Source organism: Streptomyces sp. TAA486 (genome assembly GCF_000426165.1).
This window is the reverse complement of record NZ_AUEV01000012.1, coordinates 189614-210972: the sequence shown is the minus strand read 5'-3', so window position 1 is coordinate 210972 and position 21359 is coordinate 189614. Positions and strand designations below refer to the sequence as shown.

Sequence of the window (21359 nt, the reverse complement as noted above, 5' to 3'; positions counted from 1 at the left end):
GCGTCCAGGAGTAGCCCCGGGACCGGGAGTTGGAGGCCCAGCCCGGGACCCAGGGCTCAGGCGAAGCGGCCCGGGCGGTACCCGGCGAGCGCTTCGGCCTGCCGGCCGTGCAGCACCTCTTCTGCGATCAGTCCGGCCAGATGGAGGCTGAGGGTGATGCCGCTGTGCGTGACCGCCGTGTAGAGACCGCCGACTTCGTCCTGCCAGCCGACCACAGGGTGATCGTCCGGAGGGAGGGGACGGATGCACACGCGCCCCTCGGTGAGAACGGCACCGCCGGCCGCCCCGGGAAGGATCTCCCGGGCACGGTGGAGGAGTTCGCGGGAGAGTTCGTCGATCCGGTGGCGGGGTGTGTGGGCGTCCACCAGGTCGTTGAGGTCGAGGGCTTCCAGGTAGAGCCGCCGTCCCGGAAGCGGGCGGGCATGCAGGCCGGGTGCCAGGATCAGACGGTCCAACGGCCCGTCGTGCGGGCCCTGTTGGACGTGGGCGAGCAGAGTGGGTGCCTCCGAACCCGGCGCGTCGCCCGGGACCAGCACGACGCGGGTTCCGGCCGTGGCCGCGACCTGTGGCGTTCGCCAACCCGCACAGCAGATCACCACGTCCGCGGGCAGGTGGTCTCCGCCCGCCAGCGCGACGCCGCTGATCCGCGTACCGGTCGTGGTGAGTTCGATGACCTGGGCATGCGGACCGGTGAGCACACGGACTCCCGACGCCTCGGCGCGGTCGATCAGCGCACCCACAAGCGGCTGGGGGTCGACGAGCGCCTCGTCCGGGAAGCAGGCCACGCTCTCGACGTGTGCGGGCAGCCTCAGCGAGGGCTGCTCCCCTGCCGCCGCCGAGGCGCTGATCCACTCCGTCGGGCAGCCCCACTCCGCGAGCCGGTCGACGGTCTCCTGAAGATCGCGGCCTCCCGCATCGTCCTCCGCCCACTGGAGGGTGCGGGCGGGCCGGTACCACGAGCCTCCGGCCCGCTCGGCGAACGCGGCGTGCGCGCGCATTCCGGCCCGGGCGAAGTCGAAGTAGGAGCGCGGCTTCTTGTTGTGGGCGTTGATCCACGCCATCGACGACTTCGAGGTTCCGGCACCGGGCGGACCGGCGTCCACGAGGGAGATGTGCGCGGCTCCCCCACCCAGACGGGCAGCGACGGCTGCGCCGATGATTCCCGCGCCGACGATCACGATGCGCATCCGTGGCCCTTCCCGCCGGAGGCAGTACCGCCCTTGAACTACCCCGTGGGTCCTGCGGACAGCCCGCGGCATTCACCTGGGGCGCGGCCGGATGTGTGAACGGGCTTGGAGAGCCAGCGCCTCCGGTTCCCGGGCCTCGAAGACCCGGGAACCGCAGTACCACCCCGCTGTGCGCGCGGGATCAGCGCTGTGCGAGGCCCGCCGTCAGCAGCGTCGAGGCCGCACGTCCCGCACGGTGGGCCCGATGGAGCGAGAAGAGTGCGGCGACGCCGGCGAACAGGGCGAGCGCGGGCTCGACCATCAGCAGTCCGCCGCCGACGACGACACCGACGGCGCCGAGGGTCTGCCACTGTCGCGAAGAAGTGCGGTACCCCTCCAGCGAACGCTCCACCTCGGCCCGGTCGGGGTCACGTCCGGTCGGCGGACCCGCCTGGCGGGAAGAGACGCCCGCGGAGCCGGACTGCGCCCCTTCGTGCACGCCCAGCCAGAAATTCACGGCAGCTGCCACCGCGAACACCGCGGCCCATACCGCGGCGTCCTGCGACGCCCTGACCCCCGCGAGCCCGAGGAAGCCGAGACCGATCACCATGTAGCGCCATTTCAGCGAGCGGTTCATCAGATCACCTCCGCGTACGAGAGCATCGCGACGACGCCGCACACCGTGAGGAACGCCGAGCCGAGGGCGACCAGCGTGCGCACCAGCGGGCTCATCCGGTACTCCTTCGGCAGGTTGATCTTGTCGACGTAGAGGAGTCCCGCACCGTAGATGCCGCATGCGAAGACACCGCCCACGATCGACGCGGGGGTGATCAGCGCCAGGAAGCTCGCCCCGGTGGCGATCATCAGCAGGGCGCCGATACCGGTCCAGGCGTAGACGAAGGGCCTGATGCCCCGCTGACCCCTCAGGCGCACCTTCTCGGAGACGGCCGACAGGCTCTCGTACGTCGTCCACGAGTACGCCTCCCACAGGGCGTAGGCGGTGCCGAAGAGCACCATCACGATGGCGACGATGTAGAAGTACTCGAACATCTGGGCGATCGAGGCGAGGAACTGCGACTGGTACGTCAGCACGTCGTTACCCTCGGGCACCAGCTGCTTCTCCCCGAGTATCGCAGCGCCGTTGATCATGAACGCCACGGCGATGACGGTCAGCGCAAGGAATGCCGCGATCATGTCGAAGAGCGGAGCGCGGCTCCACGCACGGGCCTTCGCGACGTCGTCGGGACCGGTCGCCAGGGGGATCGGATCACGCGCCTTCGCGGCGGCCAGCCTCCGGCCGATCGCGTCGACCTCCTCATGGCCGAGCATTCCCCACTTCTTCTCGCGGAGCATGCCTGTGTAGCCGATGTAGTCGTACATGCCGCCGCCGAGGCCGCCCATGAAGACCACGAGTTCGACCCACACCGAAGTGGTGGTGATGTCGGGGTACTTGTCGGCCACGAAGGGCGCGTAGTCGAAGCTGCCGGGTATCAGGCCGCGCAGCACGCCGAGCCACTCCGGCTGGGCGACGAACACGGCGACCAGGACGAGAACGACCATCAGACCCGCGATGACGACCTGCACCCGCTCCAGAAGTGCGTACCCGCCGACCCACGACAGGACGCCCGCGAAGATCAGGATCCCGACGGCGTAGGCGGTGGAGTTGCCCGCCCCCTGGGATGCGAGGAAATCGCCCAGCGCGACCGCGACACCACTCGCCCAGCCCGGGAACGACGCCAGACAGATCAGCGCGAGCAGCACCGGGAACCAGCCGCGCGGCCCGGGCAGCACCTTGGCGAAGCGCATCATGGGGTGTTCGCCGGTGAGCGTGATGTGCCGGTTGGAGGCGTAGACGAGCGCGCCCTTGGCGACCGTCCCGATGAGCACCGCCCATAGGACGGTGTAGCCGAAGACCGCGCCCTCGCGTGAAGCGAGGATGGATTCGCCGGTTCCGATGGTGAGCGAGGCGATGATCGCGCCCGGGCCGAAGAACTTGAGGACCGTGGCGACGCTGAAGCGTCCCCGTCGCAGCTCCGTCGGCGGTTCCGGCAGACGCAGTGCTGAGTCTGCGTTGCGACCGATTTCTTCTGTGGCCATGTCAGTCCAGACGATCGGCTCGTATATCCTATAGGATACGTTCGAAGTCCGGACGATTATTCGAGCGGGCGAGTGTGGCGTCAAGGGAGTGGACCGCTCTCGTTTCCGCCTCCGCGGCAGGACCCGCCTGAGGAAATCCAGGGGGACACGATGGATCGGCCACCTGCGAGAACGGCGCCTGGAGCAGCCTCGGCGGCACCGCTGCCGCGCCGGCAGATGCTCACGGACGACGTCCATGAAGCGATCAAGGGCCTGATCATGGATCACGCCATCTCTCCGGGTGCACGAGTCTCCATCGACGGCCTGGCTCGCCAGCTCGGTGTCTCTCCGACTCCGGTGCGGGAGGCACTTGCCCGCCTGGAGACGGCGGAACTCGTGGTCAAGGAACCGCTGCGCGGTTACCGGACCACGCCCCTGCTCGACCGGGAACAGCTGGCCGATCTCTACCGGTTCCGGCTGCTCATCGAGCCGTGGGCGGCGGCACAGGCGGCCGAGAACGCGGACGAGCGGGGCCGCGAAAGGCTGAGGACCGAGATGGCCGCGTGCGACGCCCCGAGCGAGGCGACGTACGACGCGTACAAGGCGCTGACGGCACACGACACCCGCTTCCACGTGCTCGTCGCGGAGCTCGCCGGAAGCGCACAAGTGCGGCTGGCGTTCGAGCGCACGCACTGTCATCTGCACATTTTCCGGCTCTACTACGACCGCGGGATAGGGCAGCGGACGCTGGAGGAACACCGGTCGATCACCGGCGCCGTCCTGGCGGGGGACCCCGAGGCCGCCGAGGAGGCCATGCGGAACCATCTCGAGACGGCCTACTACGAGCGGTTGAAGCCGGTCACGGAAGCGCCCGGGTGACCGTCCCCTCCCTGGCACCGGCCGATGTCACCGCCCTGGTCGACCGCTGACGCCCGCTCAGCACCAGGAAGCTGCCGGGTGCGAGGCGGTCCACCATCGAGCGCACCGGCCGGTACGGCTCGAACGCGTCGGGGACGAGATGCAGCAGCGCGTCGAGGGAGAGCGCGACGGGCTCGTCCAGGTCGATGGTCTCGCCTTCTGGTCGACGGGATACCAGTCCTGGCTGCCCAGGTAACAGTCCTACATCCGGGCCGAGTTCGGCTTGCCGGTGTCGATCTCCATGCTGCCTTCTGAGGTCATCGGGCCTTCCATGTACGGGAGTTGGCGCAGGACGTCACCTGCTGTACTCCTCGCGGAGGCCGGTCAGGTAGGTGCGGGGGTCGGGGATGTACTTCGCGGCCAGCTGGGAGATGCGGGTGTGCGTCTCCATGTGGGGCACGACGTCCCGCCGCTGGTCGTAGTAGAGCGCGCTGGTCAGTCCCACCTCTGTGTAGACGATGTCCTGCAACTCGCGTTCCTGGAAGCGGAAGTACGTGAAGTGACTGCCGGCTCCGGAGTGCGCACCGGCGGCGAGCGGCAGGATCCGCAGGGTGATCCGGGGGTGGTCCAGGGCCTCGAGGAGCCTGCCGATCTGCGCCCTCATCACCACGGGGCCGCCGACCAGCCGGCGCAGCGCCATCTCCTCCATCACGACCCACAACGCCGGAACGTCCGGGGAATCGAGAAGGGCCTGCCGCCGAAGCCTGAGGTCGACGCGCTGTTCGAGGGCCTCCTCCTGTGCGTCGGGGAAGCCGGCGCGTATGACGGCGCGCGCGTAGTCGCGGGTCTGCAACAGCCCGGTGACGTAGTGCGGTTCGTACACACGCAGCACCTGCGCGGAGGTCTCCAGGCTGACGTAGGCGCGGAACCAGTCAGGCAGGGCCTCCCGGAAGGAGTGCCACCATCCGGGGCGGTTGGCCTGCTCGGTCATCACCGCGAACTCGTCCGCCTCGGCGGACGAGACCTCGTACAAGTCCAGCAGCGTTCTGACGTACGGCAGTTTGAAGCCCACCTGGCCGCTCTCCAGGCGGCGGACCGTCAGTTGATTGACGTCCAGCGCACGTGCCGCGTCGGACAGGCCGAGCCCGCGTTCCTCGCGCAGTTCGCGCAGCCGCCGCCCCAGGACGATGCGCAGCACCGTCGGCGCACTCTGACCGCTTGGCAGCGGGCTGCTCACGCCGGACCTCCCGACTGGGTGAGAACTATGTGCGGATACACCTCAGTTGGACGGCGCGTTCATGTTGACCTTGTGAACTTCACCTCGATGCCGTCGAGTTGAAAATATCAGGAGACCAGTCGGCCGTTGAAGGGCAAGCACATACGGAATCGGTCGGACCGGCACTCATGCGGGCAGCGTGGTCCGTCCGGGCGCCTCGTCCGAGTCCAGGTGGTCGAGCCATCCGGTGGTGATGAGGTACTGCCCGAGGATGTAGCCGGCCATGATCAGCAGCTCCTGCGAAGGGACCTTCCGGCCTGCCGCCTGCAGCCCGATCAGCAGGTCCGATCCGACGAACGCCGCGGCACCGGCGCCCACCCGGCCACTGACTCCGAGCCCGGCGACGCCCATCAGCGTCAGCGCGAGGCTGTAGCCCGCGACAGGCAGCCGCAGATGCTTCTCCAGCGAGGGCGCGAGGACGGCGTTCACGGCGGCCCAGCCCGCGAGGCAGCCCGCTGTCCGCCAGGGCCTGCTCCGCAGCGAACGCAGGGCGCCCATGCGTGCGTAGCCCGTGGTGTAGCTGACCTGGGTGCCGAGGAAAGCGGCCATGCCCAGGAGGAAGGCCGGCTCGTGTTCGTCGAAGAGGAGCGCGGTGTCCCCGGCGGTGGCGAAGGCGAGACCGGTGACCAGGGGGGCGGGGGCGGGCGTACTCGCGTCGGGGCGGCGGCGCAGGACGTACGAGGCCAGGGCGGGCATCAGCAGCGGCTTGGCCGCACGGCTCAGCCCCCGCGTGCGGTCACCGGCGACGGCGGCCAGGTCCGCGGCCGCCAGTGCCCCGAAGGCGACGAGCGCGCCGCGGCCGTTCCCGTCGGGTCGGGTGGCTCGCGCGGCCGCCTGTGACACCGCTCTTCGGATTCCGTGCCGGGTGGAACGTCCTGTGATCATCATGCCGGGCAGTCTTGTCGGGGCCCGCGCTGCTGGTCAACAGGGCAGGGGCGGGGCCGGTGGTGCGCACCTGCGGTGCATTCGGTCGAAGGGGGCGAGTGGCGCGGCCCGGCCGGGTCGGCGCGTTCCTACCGTTCGTCGTGGAGGGCCGGAACGGCCGCGCCCAGTCCACGGATCGGAGCCGCAGATGACTGATCCCCGGCGAACGCCGGAGCCCGGCCTGCTTCCCAGACGCAAGGCGGTGACCGGCCTCGCGGCGGGCGCCGGCGTGCTGGCCGCTTCGGCGACATCGGGATGCTCAGGGAAGGCCGTCGCCGCACCGTCCCCGCCCACGCCCCCCGGCCGCACCGGGCCGCGGGCCGACGACCCGGCACCAGGTGCGATGCAGCTCTTCGCGGATTCTTCGTTCAACTACCGGGCGCTCTCCGCGCTCGGCGCAGCGCAGCGGTCGGCCGCGGAGACCGGTGAGGTCCTCACGGCCGTCAACGCCGTCAACAGCGCGGGGGTCGGCTACCAGACGTACAGCGCCACGTTCCGGTCCTGGGGCGAACGGCTGGAGGCCCAGGCCGCCGAGGCCGGTCGCGCGGGACGCAAGGAGACCCGGCGCTTCCGGGCGCTGCGCTCCTCCACGTACTACGAGCAGGCCCTGTTCCACGTCCTGGGTGGCGACAAGCCGGAGGACGAGGAGAGCGTCTACCGGGCGTGCCGCCGCCAGTGGGACACCTTCGCCCGACTGTGCACGCCCGCCGCGGAGTTCGGCGGCGTGCTGTACGGCAAGGCCCGGATGCCGATCTGGTTCTTCCGTCCGGACACCTCGCAGCGGCGTCGCCCCACCGTGATCCTCACCAACGGCGGCGACACCCAGGACGCGACGATGTGGACGTACGGAGTGGCGGCCGCGCTCGAGCGCGGCTGGAACGCTCTGGTCTACGACGGTCCCGGCCAGGGGCAGATGCTCTTCGTGAGCCAGGTGCCCCTCACCACGCGCTGGGAGCGGGTGGTCGCGCCGCTCGTCGACCGTCTGATGCTGCGCAGGGACGTCGACCCGCGGCGGATCGCACTCGCCGGGGTCGGCCTGGGAGGGGTGCTCGCCGCGCGGGCCGCCGCCTTCGAGCGGCGCCTCGCCGCCCTCGTCGCCGGCCCGGGTGTCCTCTCCCCCTGGCTGTCGCTGCCCGCCGCGACGCGCGCGGTCCTCACGGCCACCAAGGCCGGCACCAACAAGACCTGGAACGACGACATCGTCCCGGACCTGACCGCAGGCGAACGTTTCGCTCTCTCCAAGCGCCTCGAGCCGTACGACGCGGCCGTGATGCGCGCCGCGCGCATAGGGAAGACGTTCACCGACTTCTGGACCCCGGCCCGAACGCTCGCCGGGATGGACGTCACCGAGGTCGTGCCGCGCATCACCACCCCCTCGCTCGTCGTCGACTTCGACGACGAGCAGTTCGTCCCGGGGCAGCCGCGCCGGATGTACGACCTGCTGCGCTCGCCCAAGGACTACGTCAAGATGTCCCGGGCGGACGGCGCACAACTGCACTGCTCCCCGATGGCTCCGCAGCGCTACTGCGAAGTCGTCTTCGACTGGCTGGAGAAGACCGTATGACGCCGCCGATCGTCGTTCATCCGCCCGCCACCGGAGGGGGCCGCCGGGTCACCGCGCACGCGGAACAGCTGGGTGTCGCCTTCCGCCAGGAGGACGTCAGCGAGTTCCTGCGTCACGCGGGCCTGAGCGAGGACGAGATCCAGCTCGACGACCCGAACCTCATCGAGTGGCGCGGAGGCGGTCCCGAAACGTGGGGCTGAACTGCTCCGCGCCGCACCGCACTGCCCTGAGGCACAGCCGCCGCGCCCCTTCCCGCATCACACACCGTCAAAAAACGTGACCGACCCCGATGCGATGACTCCGGATTCCGCGGACGGTCGGTCCACGCAACGGCAATCGGGCCCACTGTGGCCGAGGAGGACGGAACAGTCATGCAGAAGATCACCACTTTCCTCTGGTTCGACGACAAGGCCGAAGAGGCCGTGGACCACTACACCTCGGTCTTCCCCGACTCCCGGGTGATCGACGTACAGCGGTACGGGGAGGCGGGGCCGGGCGAGCCGGGGACCGTCATGACGATCGCCTTCGAGCTCGCCGGCCAGCGCTTCACCGCTCTCAACGGCGGCCCCGAGTTCACCTTCAACGAGGCCATGTCGCTCTACGTGGACTGCGCCGACCAGGCCGAAGTCGACATGTACTGGGAGAAGCTCGGCGAGGGCGGCGAGGAAGGCCCGTGCGGCTGGCTGAAGGACAAGTACGGCCTGTCGTGGCAGATCGTTCCGCGGGTACTGACCGAGCTGCTGAGAGACCCCGATCCGGCCACGTCGGCCCGGGTCATGAAGGCCATGTTCGGGATGAGGAAGCTCGATGTGCAGGCGCTGGAGGACGCGGGCAGACAGTGAGAGCGGGCTCTGCGGGTGCGGCGTGCGGCAGGGGCCGCCCGCACCGCACCCGTACGCTGCCGGGGCGGACGCCGCACATGTCCGGGCTGCACGGGCGCGCCGCGCACGGAGGGAGGGAGGGACCGATGACGCCCGATCAGTGGGCCACGATCCGGCGGCTCGTGGAGTGGCTCGACTCCGCCAACGGCGAAGGCGAGCAGGAGACCGCGATGCGGCTGATGAAGCTCGCCGAGGAGTCCGGTGAGGTGATGCAGGCGTACATCGGCTCGACGGGCCAGAACCCGCGCAAGGGACGGACGCACACCTCCGAGGACGTGGCCACCGAGCTGTGCGACGTCATCCTGACCGCGGCGGTCGCGCTGCACCGCTTCTCCGACGATCCGGCCGCCGCCCTCGACGCGAGGATCCGCGAGGTGGAGCGGCGCTCCCTGCCTCCGCAGACACCGGGACTCGAGCCTCCGTCGCGCCCGCCCGGGCAGGCCCACGTGTGACAGGGGGCGGGCCCACGCCTCCGGGCGGACACGGCGGATGAGGGACTGTCAGGACTCTGTCAGGGCTGGGGCTCCCGCTTCTGCGCTCCGGGGACCACCTGCCCCTGGCCGCCCGTCAGAACGGTTGCGGCCACCTCGGTGTCAGGGCGGTGCGCGGCAGGGTCTGCCACGTCCACGACGTCATCAGGGGCAGATGCCAGCGCTCCCTCGGTGTCCGGGGAGAGCGACTTCTGGGCGCGCCCCATGGCGAAGAGCACGACGATCATGATGGCGGGGCACAGCGCGAACGTGGTGAACGCGCCGGACGTGCCCAGGCCCGCGTCGAGCAGCACCCCGCCGAGCCAGGGGCCGACCATGGCCCCGACCTTGGCGACGGAGGACGCCCAGGCGGCGCCGTTGGCGCGGATCGCCGTGGGATAGAAGGTGCCGGCGATGCTGGTGATGCCGCCGTGGCCGCCGTTGATGAACATCTTCGCGGAGATGATCACGCAGATGTACAGCACAGGACCCGGTGCCCCGAGCCCCAGCATCAGCATCGCGGCGGTCGCCATCAGCGGCATCCACAGGATGCTGCCGACGCCCTTCTTGTCCACGAACCGGCTGATCGCGAGCTGTGCGCAGGCACCGGCGACGCTCGCCGCGGCGGCGATGAGGGCCGCGGAGCTGACGCTGAAGCCCATCCGCTCGTTGATCATCGGCGTCCAGAAGACCATGAAGTAGATCAGCGCCGACGAGCACATGTACACGATCCACAGCAGCGGCGTGATGCGGGCGAGCGAGCCCTTGAAGAGCGTCACGGGGGTGAACTTCTTGTCGGCGGCGGGCGGTTGGGGATCGCCGGCCACGAAGTGCGTCCCGGGTGCGAGGGCGTGGCCGGGCCACAGCCGGGTGAGGATCGATGCGATCCGCCGGTCCGCTCCCGGACGCCCGCGCTGGGCAAGGAACTTCACGGACTCGGGGAGGAAGATCATCACCGGCGCGAGGGCGAGCAGCGAGCAGACACCGCCCGCGACGAAGACCGAGGTCCAGCCGTAGTCGGGCACCAGCAGGTTCGAGATGGGCCCGCCGGCCGCGCCACCCAGCGTGTAGCCGACCATGATCACGGAGATGGCTGTGACGCGGAACCTCTTCGGCGCGTACTCCGCCGTCAGCGCCCAGGACAGCGGCAGCACTCCGCCGAGGAAGAAGCCCGAGACGAAGCGCAGCAGGAACAGGTGCTCGTACGTCTCCGCGAGGGCGAAGGCCATCATGAAGACGCCGAAGCCCGCGACGCACACCACGATCGAGGGCTTGCGACCGAAGCGGTCGCCCAGGTAGCCCATGCACAGGCCGCCCACGAGCGTTCCGAAGAGACCGACCGTGCCGAGCGTGCCCAGCTGGGTGTCGGTGAGCCCGAAGTCGCCCTTCAGGTACGTGGCGGTGAAGGAGAGGATCTGGAAGTCGAAGCCGTCGAGGAAGGTGATCAGACAGCAGACGGCGAAGACCCGGTACCAGGCCCTTCGGCCCTGCTGTTTCTCGATGAGCGGGGCGAGTTCGACGACGGGCGGTGACGCTGTCCCGTCCGGGGACGACTGTGCGGATGACATGGGAAGCTCCTCGTCATTGAGGGGGCGCGGGATACACGCAGATCAAGCCGTTGTCGGCGTCGACCCGGACGCGGTCACCGGTGCGGATCACGGTGAGCGGGTCCTGGTCCAGCCCGGTGACGGTGGGGACCCGGGTGACAACCGCCCCGAGGGCGGCCTTGGTTGTGGTGGTGACGTAGATCATCGCGAGCGGCGCGGTGCCGAGCAGCCGCGTGGACTGGAAGAACCCGGCCCAGCCGGAGGAGCCCTTGGCACCTGGGAAGACGAGCACCTTGCCCGCGAAGGACTGCCCGTGCAGGGGGTGGCGACGTTCGGTGATCACGCCACGGGCGGGGTCGATGCCGCCCCAGCCGGAGATCGTCTCCAGCGAGACCAGCGCCTCTCCCTCCGCCGTGCCGGGGACGACCGTCCTGCCGCGCAGCTCCAGCGGGACGTTCTCGCCGCCCGCCGTCGCGTTCGCCGTGACGGTCCCGGTCCCGTGCTCATCCGGATCCGGGCTGAAGGCCGCCAGGGACGCCGAGAGGGCGGAGGCATGACGGGGGTTCATCGCAGTTCTCCCTTCCAACGGCCGGTGACCGCGGCCGAGATGCAGTCCTGGAGCGTGCCGAACCAGGCCTCGATGCCGAGGATCGCGGGCAGGTAGTGCGCCTGCTTGGCCGAGTCGGTGGCGAAGACCCTGGTGCCCGGCGGTGCCGAACGGGACATGGCGGGGCAGGAGTCGGTGAGGACGCGTCCGCCGGCCCGTTCGATGGTCTGCGTCCATCCGTTGCGGTCCGCGGTGGTGCGCAGCGCCCGGGGCACCATCAGCCACAGCTGCGTCCCGGAGTGCAGACGGCGCCCTTCGAGGAGATGCGCCGTCTCGCGCACCTGGTCCAAGGAGGCGTGCGGGCAGCCGAGCAGGACGAAGTCGACGTCGGTGCGGTCGCCTTGGGAGTTGAGGTCCTCATAGACACCGCGGCGTTCGCGCTCCCCGTACGGCACCGCCTCGGGCGGGTCCGCGCCGAACGCGGCCTGCACGGTGGGTGCTTCGGGCGTGATGCCGGGCAGGTGGTAGATCTCCACTCCCCCGGACGAGGCCGCGGCCGCGCCGAAGTGCTTCAGGTCGAGCAGGTCGGGCTGCTTCAACTCACCCGTGACGACGGGGCGTTCGTCCTGGACGAGGCCGCCCGCGAAGTAGCCGAGCATGCCCCACTCCAGCGGTCCGTGAACCGGTGTGCGTGCCTCGATGAGGTGGGTGCCGCCGCGGTTGGCCTCGTGGTGGTTGCCCCAGCAGGGGATCCGGCCGGTCAGCGACGCCGCTCCCGTGGAAGCCGTGCCCTCGCAGTTCGTACGGGCGCCCAGCACGGAGTTGGCGTACACCACGGCGGAGGACTCCATCCACGCGACGTGTTCTCCGCGGACAGGAATGTTGCCGACCTGGTAAGGCGTGCACGTGGCGAGGATGTTGACGCCCTTGCGGCCGTAGAAGGACTCGGCGTCGCTCTGCAGCTCGATCATTTCCTTCGGGTACGGGGCGATGCCCTCGGAGTCCGGGCCGAAGGACTGCTGGAGCTGACAGGTCGGGACGCGCATCGCCGGGATCTCCAGATCCTCGTCGCTGTCCAGGTTGATCACGGAGTAGGCCTTGTCCCAGCCCCCCTCGCGCACCAACTGCGCCTTGACGGGCGAGGGCTGGGTCATCGTCCCGGCGACGTTGCGCACGTCGCACAGCCTCTCGGCGTCGAGCGCGCGGCCGTAGCGGACGAGGAGGTCCATGGCCGCCGCTGTGGCCGGGCCCTCGGCGCCGTCGAGCATCGCCTTGTCGGAGTCGGTGAGCAGCATCAGCGGCGGTCTCCTTGCGCGCGGGGTGAGAGGACGGCCCCCTCCTGAAGCGGACGGACGGTGCGCCGGTACACCGAGAGCCAGCCCCGCGACGCGGGACCGTCGGGGGTCCCGGACGCCCCCGGTTCCGGTGATTCGGCCAACTCCTGCCTGCGCCGGTCGAGTTCAGCGTCCGGTACGAGGAGGTCGGCGCGGCGCGAGCTGAGGTCGATCGCGATGGTGTCGCCGTCCTGTACGAGCGCCAGCGGCCCGCCGTCGGCGGCCTCCGGCGAGACCTCGCCGACGACGACTCCCTTGTTGACGAGGCCGGACAGCTGCCCGTCGGTGACCATGGCAACCTGACCGGTCAGTCCCGCGCCGTCGAGGGCGAAGACTGGCCGGGAGGCCATGCCCATGCCGGGCGTGCCCTTGGGGCCGAGTCCGCGCAGTACGAGCACGTCCCCTGCCACGACCTCGCCGTCGCGCAGGCCGTCGAGGGCCGAGTACGGGTCCTCGTAGACCTTGGCGGGACCGGTGAACGCCGTCTGGCGCTGCTCGTCGACGGAGAGTTTGACGATGCCGGTCGCCGGGGCGAGGCTGCCGCGCACGAGGACGATGGTGGGATGCCGCCCGAGCGGCCTGTCTGCAGGGCGTATGACCCGTCCGTCGGCCGGAGCCGCCGCCTCCAGGTTCTCGCCGACGGTGCGGCCGGTGACCGTTGTGGCATCGGTGTGCAGCAGCCCGCCGAGGCTGCGCATCACTGTGGCGGCCCCGCCCGCTGCGTCGAACTCCTCGATGGAGTCGGGTCCGTTGGGGCGTACGGCCGCCAGCAGCGGTACCTCGTCGGCGAGTTGCTCGTACAGCCCGTACACGTCGACTCCGGACTCGGCCTCCTCGGCTATCGCCTGGAGATGCTTCACCGAGTTGATCGAGGCGCTGAGCGTGAGCATCAGCGTCACGGCGTTCTCGAACGCGTCCGGTGTGAGCAGATCTCGGGGGCGCAGGTCCTCGTGGACGAGCGAGACGGCACGGCGTGCGGCGGCCCGCACGTCGTCCCACATCTTCGGACTGTCGGCGAGGACGGGCGTGGATCCGGGCAGGGTCATGCCGAGGGCTTCGCACGCCATGTGCATCGAGTTGGCGGTGCCCATGCCCGCGCACACGCCGGGGCCCGCCACCGCGTTCTCGCTCATGCCCGTCAGCTCCTCCAGGGAGAGCCGCCCCTGGGCGTGGTGGCCGGCGCCGAGAAAGACGTCCTCGATGTCGCAGTGCTTGCCCTGGAAGGTGCCGCACGCCTGGTAGCCGCAACCCACCATGACCGTGGGCAGGTTGATGCGGGCGGCGGCCATCAGCTGGCCGGGGGCGGTCTTGTCGCACGAGGCCAGGCAGACCATCCCGTCGAGCTGCGCCCCCTCCACGGCTGCCTCGATGTCGTGGCTGATCAGGTCGCGGGCGGAGAGGATGTAGCCGCCGCGGCCTCCCGCGCTGTGGATGAAGTCGCTGGGTGCGACGGTGCGGATCTCGAAGCCGAGACCGCCCGCCTCCGCGACCGCCTCCCTGGCTGCCTGCGCGATGCCGTCCAGGTGGCTGTAACAAGTGGCAAGTGAGGACGAGGAGTTGACGATCGCGATCTTCGGCTTGGCCATGTCCTCATCAGTGAGGCCGAGGGCGCGCCACTGTGCGCGGCGCACGGCCCAGGGGGATGTGCCGGGCCGGTAGTTGCTGCGCAGTTCCGTCATGGTCTCCTCCTCTTCCTGATCGCGGTCCGCTGCGGTCGCTCGTGTCGGCTTCTCTCGTCCCTCGCGGTCGGCCGTCCGGACCGCCGGACTGCGCGCTCCCGCATCGCGTCAGTCGTCGAGGTTGGCCGCGAGCCGTTCGCGGAGTACGGGGATGTCGATGTCGTGCACGCTGCCGTCACCTCCCGCAAGGTCGAGGGCGTGTGCGGCGCCCGCGCCCATCGCGGCGCAGGGGCCCATGACGCGGACGCTGGAGAGGGCGGCGGCGTCTCCGTCGGCGCAGCGGCCCGCCGCCACGAGGTTGTCCGCCTGCGGCGAGAGCATCGAGCGCAGCGGCACGTAGTGCGCGTGGTCGGCGTCGAACATCTCCCACACGTAGCCCTCGGCGCGGTCGTGGAGTTCGATCGGCCACGCCGTGCGCGCCACGGCGTCGTGGAAGCGGGTGCCTTCGCGCACTTCGTCGAGGCTGAGCGCGTGAACTCCCTTGATCCAGCGGGTCTGGCGGCGGCCCGGCAGTCCGTAGGAGCGCACCCGTGCCCGTCCGAACGCCTTGGGGTATTCGGCGCGCAGGAACTCCACGACCAGGTCGGCCTGTTCGCGCCCTTCGAGCTGGGCACTCGCGGCCCGGACGGGATCGAGCGGCGCCTCGATGTGGGTCATGTTCATCACGGCCGTGTTCCTGCCGGGGAAGAAGAACGCAAGCCCGTCGCGGCGCAGCAGCCCGTACTCCTCGGCCTTGCGGGCGACGTGCTCGGCGAGTTCCTCGCGCCCGGGCTGATGGGTCTCGTCCAGGTGCTCCAGCACGATCTGCTGCGAGCCGTAGATGGTCCGCTCGGGGACACGGCACGGCAGGCCCGCCTCCCAGGCGAGGGCCGCGTCACCGCTGGCGTCGACGAAGCCGCGGGCCTGGACCCGTACGTCGCCGAAGCGCGTCGCGAAGGTGACGGCCCCGATCCGGCGGCCGTCACGCTCGACGCCCGTGATCGAGGCGCCCAGGACGACTCGGATGCCCAGTTCGCGGATCCTGCGCTCCACCCACCGGCCGAGGGCCACCTCGTCATAACTGACGGTGATGGTGTGTCCCTTGTTGAAGTGGATGTCGTCGCTCGCGCCGAGACCGGCGAAGATGTCGTCGAAGATGCCGTGGGTGAGCTGCCGGTAGTCCGGCGCGTTGCCGAAGACACCGCAGAAGAGGCCGATGAGGGAGTTGACCATCTGCCCGCCCAGCACGGGCAGGCTGTCGACCACGACGACGTCCCGTCCCAACTGCGCCGACTCGATCGCGGCGGACAGCCCGGAGACGCCGGCCCCCACGATGCACACGTCCGCGTCCAGGGCGTGAGCCACGGGGTCCGGCGCCTTGGTGACGGTGTGCAGCGTGAGTTCGGTCAGCGCGTGGGGCATGCGGCCTCCCTGGTGAGTTGCGGCAGTGGGGCTTGGGGTGAATCCGGCGGAACACGGCGTCGCGGGCAGGTTAGGGAAGCGACATCCGGAAATGGAACGTCCGGTTCAATAGGGTCTTCGGCTGGTTGCCATCAACGGGGTTTATGCGGGCCGCTCAGCAGCAGGTCAGAGCCTCACGGCGGACCGGCTCCGCTTCGGCCGCGAGCCCGCGACCGAGATCCGTTTCCACGGCACGCCCGGCCACGAGTCCTTCTCGGGCAGCGACCGTACGAACCTGCCCGAGCATGTCGAGTCCGGCACCGACTACCACGACGTACGGGTGCACCACCGGTCAGAGGTCCGCGTCGGCAGCCGCCCGGGCCACCAGGCCGCGGAGCCAGACGTTCGCGGGGTCCTTGTCGTAGACGGTGTCCCACCACAGCAGTTCGTCGATCTCGTCGATCGGGACCGGCCACTCCAGGGCCCGCACTCCCCGCTCGGCGGGCAGCCGCGCCGCGAGTCTGGCCGGGTAGAGGGCGACCCGGTGGGTGCCGGCGATGAAGTCCGGGACGGCCCGGTAGCTCTCCACGCGTACGGCGATCCGCGGGCGTATGCCCAGCGCCGTCAGCTGCCGGGTCGCTGGGGAGGCGGAGGGATAGCCGGCGTCGCGGTGGTACGGCACCACCCAGGGCAGCGGCGTGAGGTCCTCCAGCCCGAAGGAGTCCGCCTCGCACAGCGGATGGTCCGCGGAGAGCAGGCACATCCAGCGGTCCTTGAACAGCGGCTGCGAGCTGACCGGCGTACGGAAGTGACCCAGACGCGGGGAGACCATGCCGTCGACGAGCCTGATGGTCTCGACGATGTCGCCGCCGATCGTCTCCCGTACGAGCCGCATGTGCAGGGCCGCACGCGGCGCCTCGCGCGCCAGCAGCCGCGAGAGCCGGTCGCCGAGGACGGTCGCCGGATAGTCGGACATCAGCAGCGTGAACTCGCGCCGGGAGCCGGCGGGCTCGAAGGCGCTGCCGGTGGCGAAGAGCCGTTCGGTGGCCGCGCACACCGTCTCCACCTGGTCGGTCAGCTGCGTGGCCAGCGGTGTGAGGACGTACACGCCGCCGGAACGCAGCAGCAGCTCGTCCCCGAAGTGCCGGCGCAGCCGGGAGAGCGAGGCGCTGACGGCGGGCTGGGAGACCCCGAGCCGCCGGGCGGCCCGCGTCACGTTGCGCTCCCGGAACAGCTCGCGCAGCGTGACCAGGAGATTCAGGTCGAGATTCGCGAGGTGTGCGGGCGTGCGCTCGGGCGGGGTGGCCATGCGGGCAGCCTGCGCGGTGGCGCCTCCGGGCGGCAAGGCCCCGGCGAAGGAAAGCGGAAGAAGACACTCCATTCCGGACCCGCCGCGGTCTCTCCCGGACACCGCGGTTCCGGGCGGACACGTTGACGGACGAGATGAGTCTGTCTAGCTTTCGCCAGGACGGCCGGTCCTCTCCGTCCGAGGGAGAGCAGCATGCGCGCAGGGAATCAGGCGAGGAGCACCGGGTCGGTCACCGGCAGGGCGCTGCGGGTGCTCGAGGCGTTCTCGCCCTCGGCGCCGGTGCTCACCCTCACCGAGATCTCCCGGCGTACCGCCCTTCCGCTCACCACCGCCCACCGCCTCGTGAACGAACTGGCCGACTGGGGTGCGCTGGAGCGGGACCCGGGCGGTGGCTACCGCATCGGCCTGCGGCTGTGGGAGATCGCGGCCCTCGCCCCGCGCGGACTCGGACTGCGTGAGATCGCCCTCCCCCACCTGTCCGACCTCGCCCGCGTCACGGGCGAGAACGTGCAGCTGGCCGTGCGCGAGGAGATGTCGGTCGTGTACGTGGAACGGCTCGCGGGGCGCCGTTCGGTGCCGGTGCTCACACGGGTCGGTGGCCGGTTCGCGCTGACACCGACCAGCGTGGGACGCGTCCTGCTGGCCTACGCACCACCGGACGTTCAGGAAGTCGCCCTGGCCCAGCGTCCCGTCCGCTACACCGAACGCACCGAGTGCGATCCCGTACGGCTGCGTCAGGCCCTGGCCGAGGTGCGGCACACGGGAGTCGCCGTGTGCGAGCGGCAGGTGACGATGGACAGCGTGTCGGTGGCCGCACCCGTGCACGGGGACGGGAACGAGGTCGTCGCGGCCGTGTCGGTCGTGGCGCACATCGACTCCGTGCAGGGCCACAGCCTGGTGCCCCTGGTGCAGGTGGCCGCATCCGGCATCTCGCGTGCCCTGGGCGCGACACCGCCCGGCTCCCCCGCACCGCTGCCGCTCGGTGCGGTCCGCGGCTCCGCGCGACGCTGAGGCGGTGGCGGACGGGCGCGCCTCGGAGAGGTCCCGGGCCGCGGAACGTCACTGCCGCGGCTCCCGTATGCGGGGCCGGGGGCCGGATCCAGGGCTCACAGGTCCAGCACGAGCCGATCGCCGCGACACCGTGACACGCAGACGAACATCACGTCTCCGGCGGCGCGTTCGTCCGGTGTGAGCAGCGAATCCCTGTGCTCGGGCACACCGTCCAGCACACCCGTCTCGCACGTGCCGCAGGTGCCTTCCCGGCACGACGAGAGCACCTCGATCCCGGCTTCCTCGACCGTCTCGAGTACCGTACGGCCCGCCGGTACGGTCAACTTCCGCCTGGACCGGGCGAGTTCGATCACGAAGGAGCCGTCCGGTTCTTCGACGTCCCGCACGCGCGGGGTAAATCGTTCGGTGTGCAGCGCGCCCAGCGGCCAATCGGCGCTCCGCCGCTCGACGGCGTCGAGGAGCGGAGCGGGACCGCAGCAGTAGACGGCGGCGCGCGGGCTCAGAGACGCGAGCAGCTTGTCGAGGTCGAGCAGTCCGCGCCGGTCCTGCGGGCACAACTGGACGCGCGTGGGCCAGCGTTCCGCCAGTCGGCCGGCGAACGCCATGGAGGAGAGTGTGCGTCCGCCGTAGACGAGCTTCCAGTCGGCGCCGCGGCGGTCGGCCTCGGCGAGCATGGGAACGATCGGGGTGATGCCGATTCCGCCGGCGATGAAGAAATAGGCGGGGGCGTCGGCCAGTTCGAAGTTGTTGCGGGGGCCGCGGACGCGGACCGTCGTGCCTTCGACGAGTTCGTCGTGCACATACCGCGACCCGCCGCGGCCGCCGTCCGTCCGCAGGACGGCCACCTGGTACGCGGAGGTCTCCCACGGGTCGCCGCACAGCGAGTACTGCCGCTCCAGCCCGGCCCCGAGGAGCAGGTCGAGGTGGGCGCCGGGCGTCCAGGCGGGCAACGGCCGCCCGTCGGGCAGGGCGAGAGTCAGGCGCACGACGGCGTCGGCGAGGGTCTCCCTGCGCGTCACGGTGAGGGTCAGGACCTGCTCGCCGGCCGCCGTCGCTCCGTCCGGTGCCCTGACACTCGGGACGGAGGTGTCCGCAGCGTTGCTGTTCACGGGTGCTCTCTCTCACTCCGCCGCGGCACGAGGGGGTCGTGCGCGGAAGGTCCGTCTTCTTCCGGGTGGCCGAGAAGCCAGTCCCACATCTGCACCGGATCGTCGAACTCCCGCTCACGGCCGCAGAAGCAGCGCGCCAGAAGCAGATCGGAGCCGGGGAGCCAGCGGATGCGCCGGACTTCCGCGCCGGGGAGCACGGGCGTGGGGTGCGGGCCCATCCCGTTCACCGCGCGGCCGGCTCGGGGCGGCGCTCGCCCTCCTCGCGCAGGCGGCCGAGGATGCGCCGGGCGGCGAGACCGCCCGTGTCGATGTTGATGCTGAGCTCCTGCCGGCCGGGTGGCTCCGAAGCCACTGCCTTCTCCAGGACCTCGAGGGCGACGACGTCCTGCAGAACCACCGTGCGGTTGTTCTCCCGCAGGAAATCGGTGACCTTCTCGTCCTCGAGTGCGAAGTCCCGTGCGACGGCCCAGAAGTCGTGGGTGCTGCCCTCGGTCTCCGGGGTGATGGCGTAGACGACCTCCACGTGGAATGCGTCGGGGTCGCTGCCGTCGGAGCGGGGCGGTGGAGTGCCCACGGGAGCGATGCGGCTGTGCAGCAAGTACAGGCAGGGGGCGTGGTATTCGATGTCCTGCCAGCGCGTGATGCGGCCTTCGATGCCGGTCGACTCGGCGTAGAAGGGCGGGCAGGCCGCGTCCTCCATGCGCCGGCTGACCCGCACGATCCCGGCGGCCTCGTCGACCTCTGTGGTGATGGGGGTCTCCGCGACCTCGGGAGTGCCGATGTAACCGCCGTGCAGGTAGGTCTCGTGGGAGAGGTCGAGCAGGTTGTCCACGAGCAGGCCGTGGCGGGCCGCCAGCGGCTCCATCCCGCTCACGACGCTCCAGCCCGGACGGTCCAGCCAGGGTGCCCGCGGAATCAGCTCGGCATCGGCCCCCTCCGGCTCGCCGATCCAGACCCAGACGAAGGAATCCTGCTCGACGACCGGGTACGTCGCCAGACGCGCCGTGCGCGGGATCCGCTGCTGACCCGGTACCGAGACGCACGCTCCGTCCGCGCCGTAGGTGAACCCGTGGTATCCGCAGACCACGCGGTCGCCGTCCAGCCGGCTGGGCTGCTGCGACAGCGGGAACCGGCGGTGCACGCAGCGGTCCGCCATGGCCGTCACCGCACCGGCCTCGGTGCGCCAGAGCAGCAGCGGCTCGGCGCAGACCGTACGGGAGAACAGCGTGCGACCGATCTCACTGCCGTAGGCCGCTACATACCATTGGTTACGGACAAAAGATGTCATGGTGCCTCCTGCCCGTCACAGGCCGTAGGGGAGGTATGGGAGGCACCACCGTGCGCCCGCCGGCGGAGGCGGACCAGAGGCGTTTCCGTTCACCGGAAGAAGGCCTGCAGAGCCTGCAGACAGGCCCCGTCGTGGCGATCCGGGCGATCCCTGCGGCTACGCGGGCTCGGGCAGGTCGCGCAGCCGTACGGACAGGCAGGTCACGCAACCTTCCAGCTTCTCGAACTCGCCGATGTCCACGAGGACGGGCTCGTAGCCCAGGCCCGACAGCAGTTCAGCGCTCCGCGGCGCGCTGGCGGCCATGAGCAGCCGGTTCCCGCCGAGCAGTACGACATGGGCGCCGGCCTCCTCCGGTACGGCGCGGAAGGACGGGAAGTGCGACGGGTCGTCGACGAGGGGCGGGTGGCCGATGACCGTACCGTCGGGCAGTGCGGTGACCGCGGACTTCAGGTGCAGCACCCTCGTGACGGGTACCGGCACGACGCGTGCGCCCAACGGCTGGAAGGCGGCGCGCAGTTGGCGCACGCCTTCCTTGTTGGTGCGTCCCCCGACGCCCACGTACACGGTCTCGCCGCTCTTGAGCACGTCGCCGCCGTCGATCGTCCCCGGGGCCTCGACGCGGCGGACCGTGTAGCCCAGCCCCCGCACCGACTCCTCGACCGCGGCGGTCTCGGAGCGCCGCGAGAGCGCTCCGGAGCGGCAGAGCAGCGCGGTGCCGCGCAGGACGACCACGGCGTCCTCCACGAACACGCTGTCGGGGCACGCCTCTTCGGCCGGCACCTCCAGGGTCCGCCAGCCGTTGTCCCGCAACGCCCGTAGGTAGCCCTCCCATTGGCGCAGGGCGAGGTCGCGGTCCACGGGCACCCTCTCCACATGGGTGACCAGACCCTCGGTGAGTCGCGAGGCGGGCGGACGTACGAGCGCCTTCAGCTCGGGCACG

General features: G+C 70.6%; 22 protein-coding genes. 6 read left to right on the top strand and 16 right to left on the bottom strand.

The genetic code is table 11. The annotated features are described in order from the left end of the window. Window positions 1-56: 56 nt before the first annotated feature. The 3 genes from I004_RS0117075 to I004_RS0117065 all read right to left on the bottom strand — a co-directional run bounded on the left by I004_RS0117075 (window position 57) and on the right by I004_RS0117065 (window position 3263). Window positions 57-1187 (bottom strand): FAD-dependent oxidoreductase, encoded by a 1131-nt coding sequence (locus I004_RS0117075; RefSeq protein ID WP_037976560.1) that lies wholly within the window; start codon window positions 1185-1187, stop codon window positions 57-59. Between the two features lie 181 nt (window positions 1188-1368). Then, window positions 1369-1803 (bottom strand): hypothetical protein, encoded by a 435-nt coding sequence (locus I004_RS0117070; RefSeq protein WP_028436492.1) that lies wholly within the window; start codon window positions 1801-1803, stop codon window positions 1369-1371. Beyond that, the gene (locus I004_RS0117065) at window positions 1803-3263 is read right to left on the bottom strand and encodes an Nramp family divalent metal transporter (protein WP_028436491.1); all 1461 of its coding nucleotides are present in this window, start codon (window positions 3261-3263) and stop codon (window positions 1803-1805) included. Before I004_RS0117065 ends, I004_RS0117070 begins: the two co-directional genes overlap by 1 nt. A 150-nt stretch (window positions 3264-3413) precedes the next feature. Here I004_RS0117065 and I004_RS0117060 point away from each other — a divergent pair, with 150 nt between their 5' ends. After that, window positions 3414-4121, top strand: a complete 708-nt coding sequence (locus I004_RS0117060; RefSeq protein WP_078511330.1) for a GntR family transcriptional regulator — start codon at window positions 3414-3416, stop codon at window positions 4119-4121. On the opposite strand, the gene I004_RS40365 is transcribed toward I004_RS0117060, so the two are convergent. From I004_RS40365 to I004_RS34450, 3 genes are all read right to left on the bottom strand, one after another. Then, on the bottom strand, window positions 4102-4266 hold the full coding sequence (locus tag I004_RS40365; protein ID WP_486580081.1) for a hypothetical protein: 165 nt from the start codon (window positions 4264-4266) through the stop codon (window positions 4102-4104). The two genes, I004_RS0117060 and I004_RS40365, sit on opposite strands and share 20 nt — an antisense overlap. A gap of 189 nt (window positions 4267-4455) precedes the next feature. Continuing rightward, window positions 4456-5337 (bottom strand): Scr1 family TA system antitoxin-like transcriptional regulator, encoded by an 882-nt coding sequence (locus tag I004_RS0117050; protein WP_028436489.1) that lies wholly within the window; start codon window positions 5335-5337, stop codon window positions 4456-4458. A 165-nt stretch (window positions 5338-5502) separates the two neighbouring features. Continuing rightward, window positions 5503-6264, bottom strand: a complete 762-nt coding sequence (locus I004_RS34450; RefSeq protein WP_486580059.1) for a lysoplasmalogenase — start codon at window positions 6262-6264, stop codon at window positions 5503-5505. Window positions 6265-6448: 184 nt separating this feature from the next. Between I004_RS34450 and I004_RS0117040 the strand changes: the two genes are divergently transcribed. From I004_RS0117040 to I004_RS0117025, 4 genes are all read left to right on the top strand, one after another. Continuing rightward, complete coding sequence (locus I004_RS0117040; RefSeq protein WP_028436488.1) at window positions 6449-7864, top strand: alpha/beta fold hydrolase; 1416 nt, start codon at window positions 6449-6451, stop codon at window positions 7862-7864. Then, window positions 7861-8064, top strand: a complete 204-nt coding sequence (locus tag I004_RS0117035) for a hypothetical protein (RefSeq protein WP_037976553.1) — start codon at window positions 7861-7863, stop codon at window positions 8062-8064. The genes I004_RS0117040 and I004_RS0117035 overlap by 4 nt, the downstream gene beginning before the upstream one ends. A 171-nt stretch (window positions 8065-8235) precedes the next feature. Continuing rightward, window positions 8236-8706, top strand: a complete 471-nt coding sequence (locus tag I004_RS0117030; RefSeq protein ID WP_028436487.1) for a VOC family protein — start codon at window positions 8236-8238, stop codon at window positions 8704-8706. A 125-nt stretch (window positions 8707-8831) separates the two neighbouring features. Beyond that, window positions 8832-9197 (top strand): MazG-like family protein, encoded by a 366-nt coding sequence (locus I004_RS0117025; protein ID WP_028436486.1) that lies wholly within the window; start codon window positions 8832-8834, stop codon window positions 9195-9197. 59 nt (window positions 9198-9256) lie between these two features. Here the strand turns inward: I004_RS0117025 and I004_RS34445 are convergent, their stop codons facing one another. From I004_RS34445 to I004_RS0116990, 6 genes are all read right to left on the bottom strand, one after another. After that, window positions 9257-10783: an MFS transporter gene (locus I004_RS34445; protein ID WP_051345108.1), complete on the bottom strand. Its 1527-nt coding sequence runs from the start codon at window positions 10781-10783 to the stop codon at window positions 9257-9259. 13 nt (window positions 10784-10796) lie between these two features. Next, on the bottom strand, window positions 10797-11330 hold the full coding sequence (locus I004_RS0117015) for an aconitase X swivel domain-containing protein (protein ID WP_078511326.1): 534 nt from the start codon (window positions 11328-11330) through the stop codon (window positions 10797-10799). Beyond that, window positions 11327-12604, bottom strand: coding sequence for an aconitase X catalytic domain-containing protein (locus I004_RS0117010; protein ID WP_028436484.1), 1278 nt, complete (start codon window positions 12602-12604; stop codon window positions 11327-11329). Before I004_RS0117010 ends, I004_RS0117015 begins: the two co-directional genes overlap by 4 nt. Next, window positions 12604-14322, bottom strand: coding sequence for a dihydroxy-acid dehydratase (gene ilvD, locus I004_RS0117005; RefSeq protein WP_028436483.1), 1719 nt, complete (start codon window positions 14320-14322; stop codon window positions 12604-12606). The genes I004_RS0117010 and ilvD overlap by 1 nt, the downstream gene beginning before the upstream one ends. 108 nt (window positions 14323-14430) lie before the next feature. Beyond that, a complete protein-coding gene (locus tag I004_RS0117000; RefSeq protein ID WP_028436482.1) occupies window positions 14431-15723 on the bottom strand; it encodes an FAD-dependent oxidoreductase in 1293 nt (430 codons plus the stop codon). A 331-nt stretch (window positions 15724-16054) separates the two neighbouring features. After that, the gene (locus I004_RS0116990; protein WP_028436481.1) at window positions 16055-17011 is read right to left on the bottom strand and encodes a LysR family transcriptional regulator; all 957 of its coding nucleotides are present in this window, start codon (window positions 17009-17011) and stop codon (window positions 16055-16057) included. A gap of 192 nt (window positions 17012-17203) precedes the next feature. On the opposite strand from I004_RS0116990, the gene I004_RS34440 reads away from it, so the two are divergent. Then, window positions 17204-18022 (top strand): IclR family transcriptional regulator, encoded by an 819-nt coding sequence (locus I004_RS34440; protein WP_078511324.1) that lies wholly within the window; start codon window positions 17204-17206, stop codon window positions 18020-18022. A gap of 95 nt (window positions 18023-18117) precedes the next feature. On the opposite strand, the gene I004_RS0116980 is transcribed toward I004_RS34440, so the two are convergent. The 4 genes from I004_RS0116980 to ddaH form a co-directional block, all read right to left on the bottom strand. Then, entirely contained in the window at window positions 18118-19053 is a 936-nt protein-coding gene (locus I004_RS0116980) for a PDR/VanB family oxidoreductase (protein WP_028436480.1), read from the bottom strand. A 74-nt stretch (window positions 19054-19127) separates the two neighbouring features. Continuing rightward, on the bottom strand, window positions 19128-19349 hold the full coding sequence (locus I004_RS0116975) for a hypothetical protein (RefSeq protein ID WP_037976665.1): 222 nt from the start codon (window positions 19347-19349) through the stop codon (window positions 19128-19130). A gap of 5 nt (window positions 19350-19354) precedes the next feature. Then, the gene (locus I004_RS0116970) at window positions 19355-20419 is read right to left on the bottom strand and encodes a Rieske 2Fe-2S domain-containing protein (protein ID WP_028436478.1); all 1065 of its coding nucleotides are present in this window, start codon (window positions 20417-20419) and stop codon (window positions 19355-19357) included. 156 nt (window positions 20420-20575) lie between these two features. After that, the gene (gene ddaH / locus I004_RS0116965) at window positions 20576-21358 is read right to left on the bottom strand and encodes a dimethylargininase (protein WP_028436477.1); all 783 of its coding nucleotides are present in this window, start codon (window positions 21356-21358) and stop codon (window positions 20576-20578) included. Window position 21359: the final 1 nt, after the last annotated feature.

Bases quoted from the DNA above. Each gene is read 5' to 3' on its own strand.
- I004_RS0117070 (WP_028436492.1), bottom strand. From the start codon at position 1,803: ATGAACCGCTCGCTGAAATGGCGCTACATGGTGATCGGTCTCGGCTTC.
- I004_RS0117010 (WP_028436484.1), bottom strand. From the start codon at position 12,604: ATGCTGCTCACCGACTCCGACAAGGCGATGCTCGACGGCGCCGAGGGC.
- I004_RS0117065 (WP_028436491.1), bottom strand. From the start codon at position 3,263: ATGGCCACAGAAGAAATCGGTCGCAACGCAGACTCAGCACTGCGTCTG.
- I004_RS34445 (WP_051345108.1), bottom strand. From the start codon at position 10,783: ATGTCATCCGCACAGTCGTCCCCGGACGGGACAGCGTCACCGCCCGTC.
- I004_RS0116990 (WP_028436481.1), bottom strand. From the start codon at position 17,011: ATGGCCACCCCGCCCGAGCGCACGCCCGCACACCTCGCGAATCTCGAC.
- I004_RS0117030 (WP_028436487.1), top strand. From the start codon at position 8,236: ATGCAGAAGATCACCACTTTCCTCTGGTTCGACGACAAGGCCGAAGAG.
- I004_RS0117040 (WP_028436488.1), top strand. From the start codon at position 6,449: ATGACTGATCCCCGGCGAACGCCGGAGCCCGGCCTGCTTCCCAGACGC.
- ilvD (WP_028436483.1), bottom strand. From the start codon at position 14,322: ATGACGGAACTGCGCAGCAACTACCGGCCCGGCACATCCCCCTGGGCC.
- I004_RS34440 (WP_078511324.1), top strand. From the start codon at position 17,204: ATGCGCGCAGGGAATCAGGCGAGGAGCACCGGGTCGGTCACCGGCAGG.
- I004_RS0116975 (WP_037976665.1), bottom strand. From the start codon at position 19,349: ATGGGCCCGCACCCCACGCCCGTGCTCCCCGGCGCGGAAGTCCGGCGC.
- I004_RS0117075 (WP_037976560.1), bottom strand. From the start codon at position 1,187: ATGCGCATCGTGATCGTCGGCGCGGGAATCATCGGCGCAGCCGTCGCT.
- I004_RS34450 (WP_486580059.1), bottom strand. From the start codon at position 6,264: ATGATGATCACAGGACGTTCCACCCGGCACGGAATCCGAAGAGCGGTG.
- I004_RS0117035 (WP_037976553.1), top strand. From the start codon at position 7,861: ATGACGCCGCCGATCGTCGTTCATCCGCCCGCCACCGGAGGGGGCCGC.
- I004_RS0117060 (WP_078511330.1), top strand. From the start codon at position 3,414: ATGGATCGGCCACCTGCGAGAACGGCGCCTGGAGCAGCCTCGGCGGCA.
- I004_RS0117015 (WP_078511326.1), bottom strand. From the start codon at position 11,330: ATGAACCCCCGTCATGCCTCCGCCCTCTCGGCGTCCCTGGCGGCCTTC.
- I004_RS0117025 (WP_028436486.1), top strand. From the start codon at position 8,832: ATGACGCCCGATCAGTGGGCCACGATCCGGCGGCTCGTGGAGTGGCTC.
- I004_RS0117000 (WP_028436482.1), bottom strand. From the start codon at position 15,723: ATGCCCCACGCGCTGACCGAACTCACGCTGCACACCGTCACCAAGGCG.
- I004_RS0116970 (WP_028436478.1), bottom strand. From the start codon at position 20,419: ATGACATCTTTTGTCCGTAACCAATGGTATGTAGCGGCCTACGGCAGT.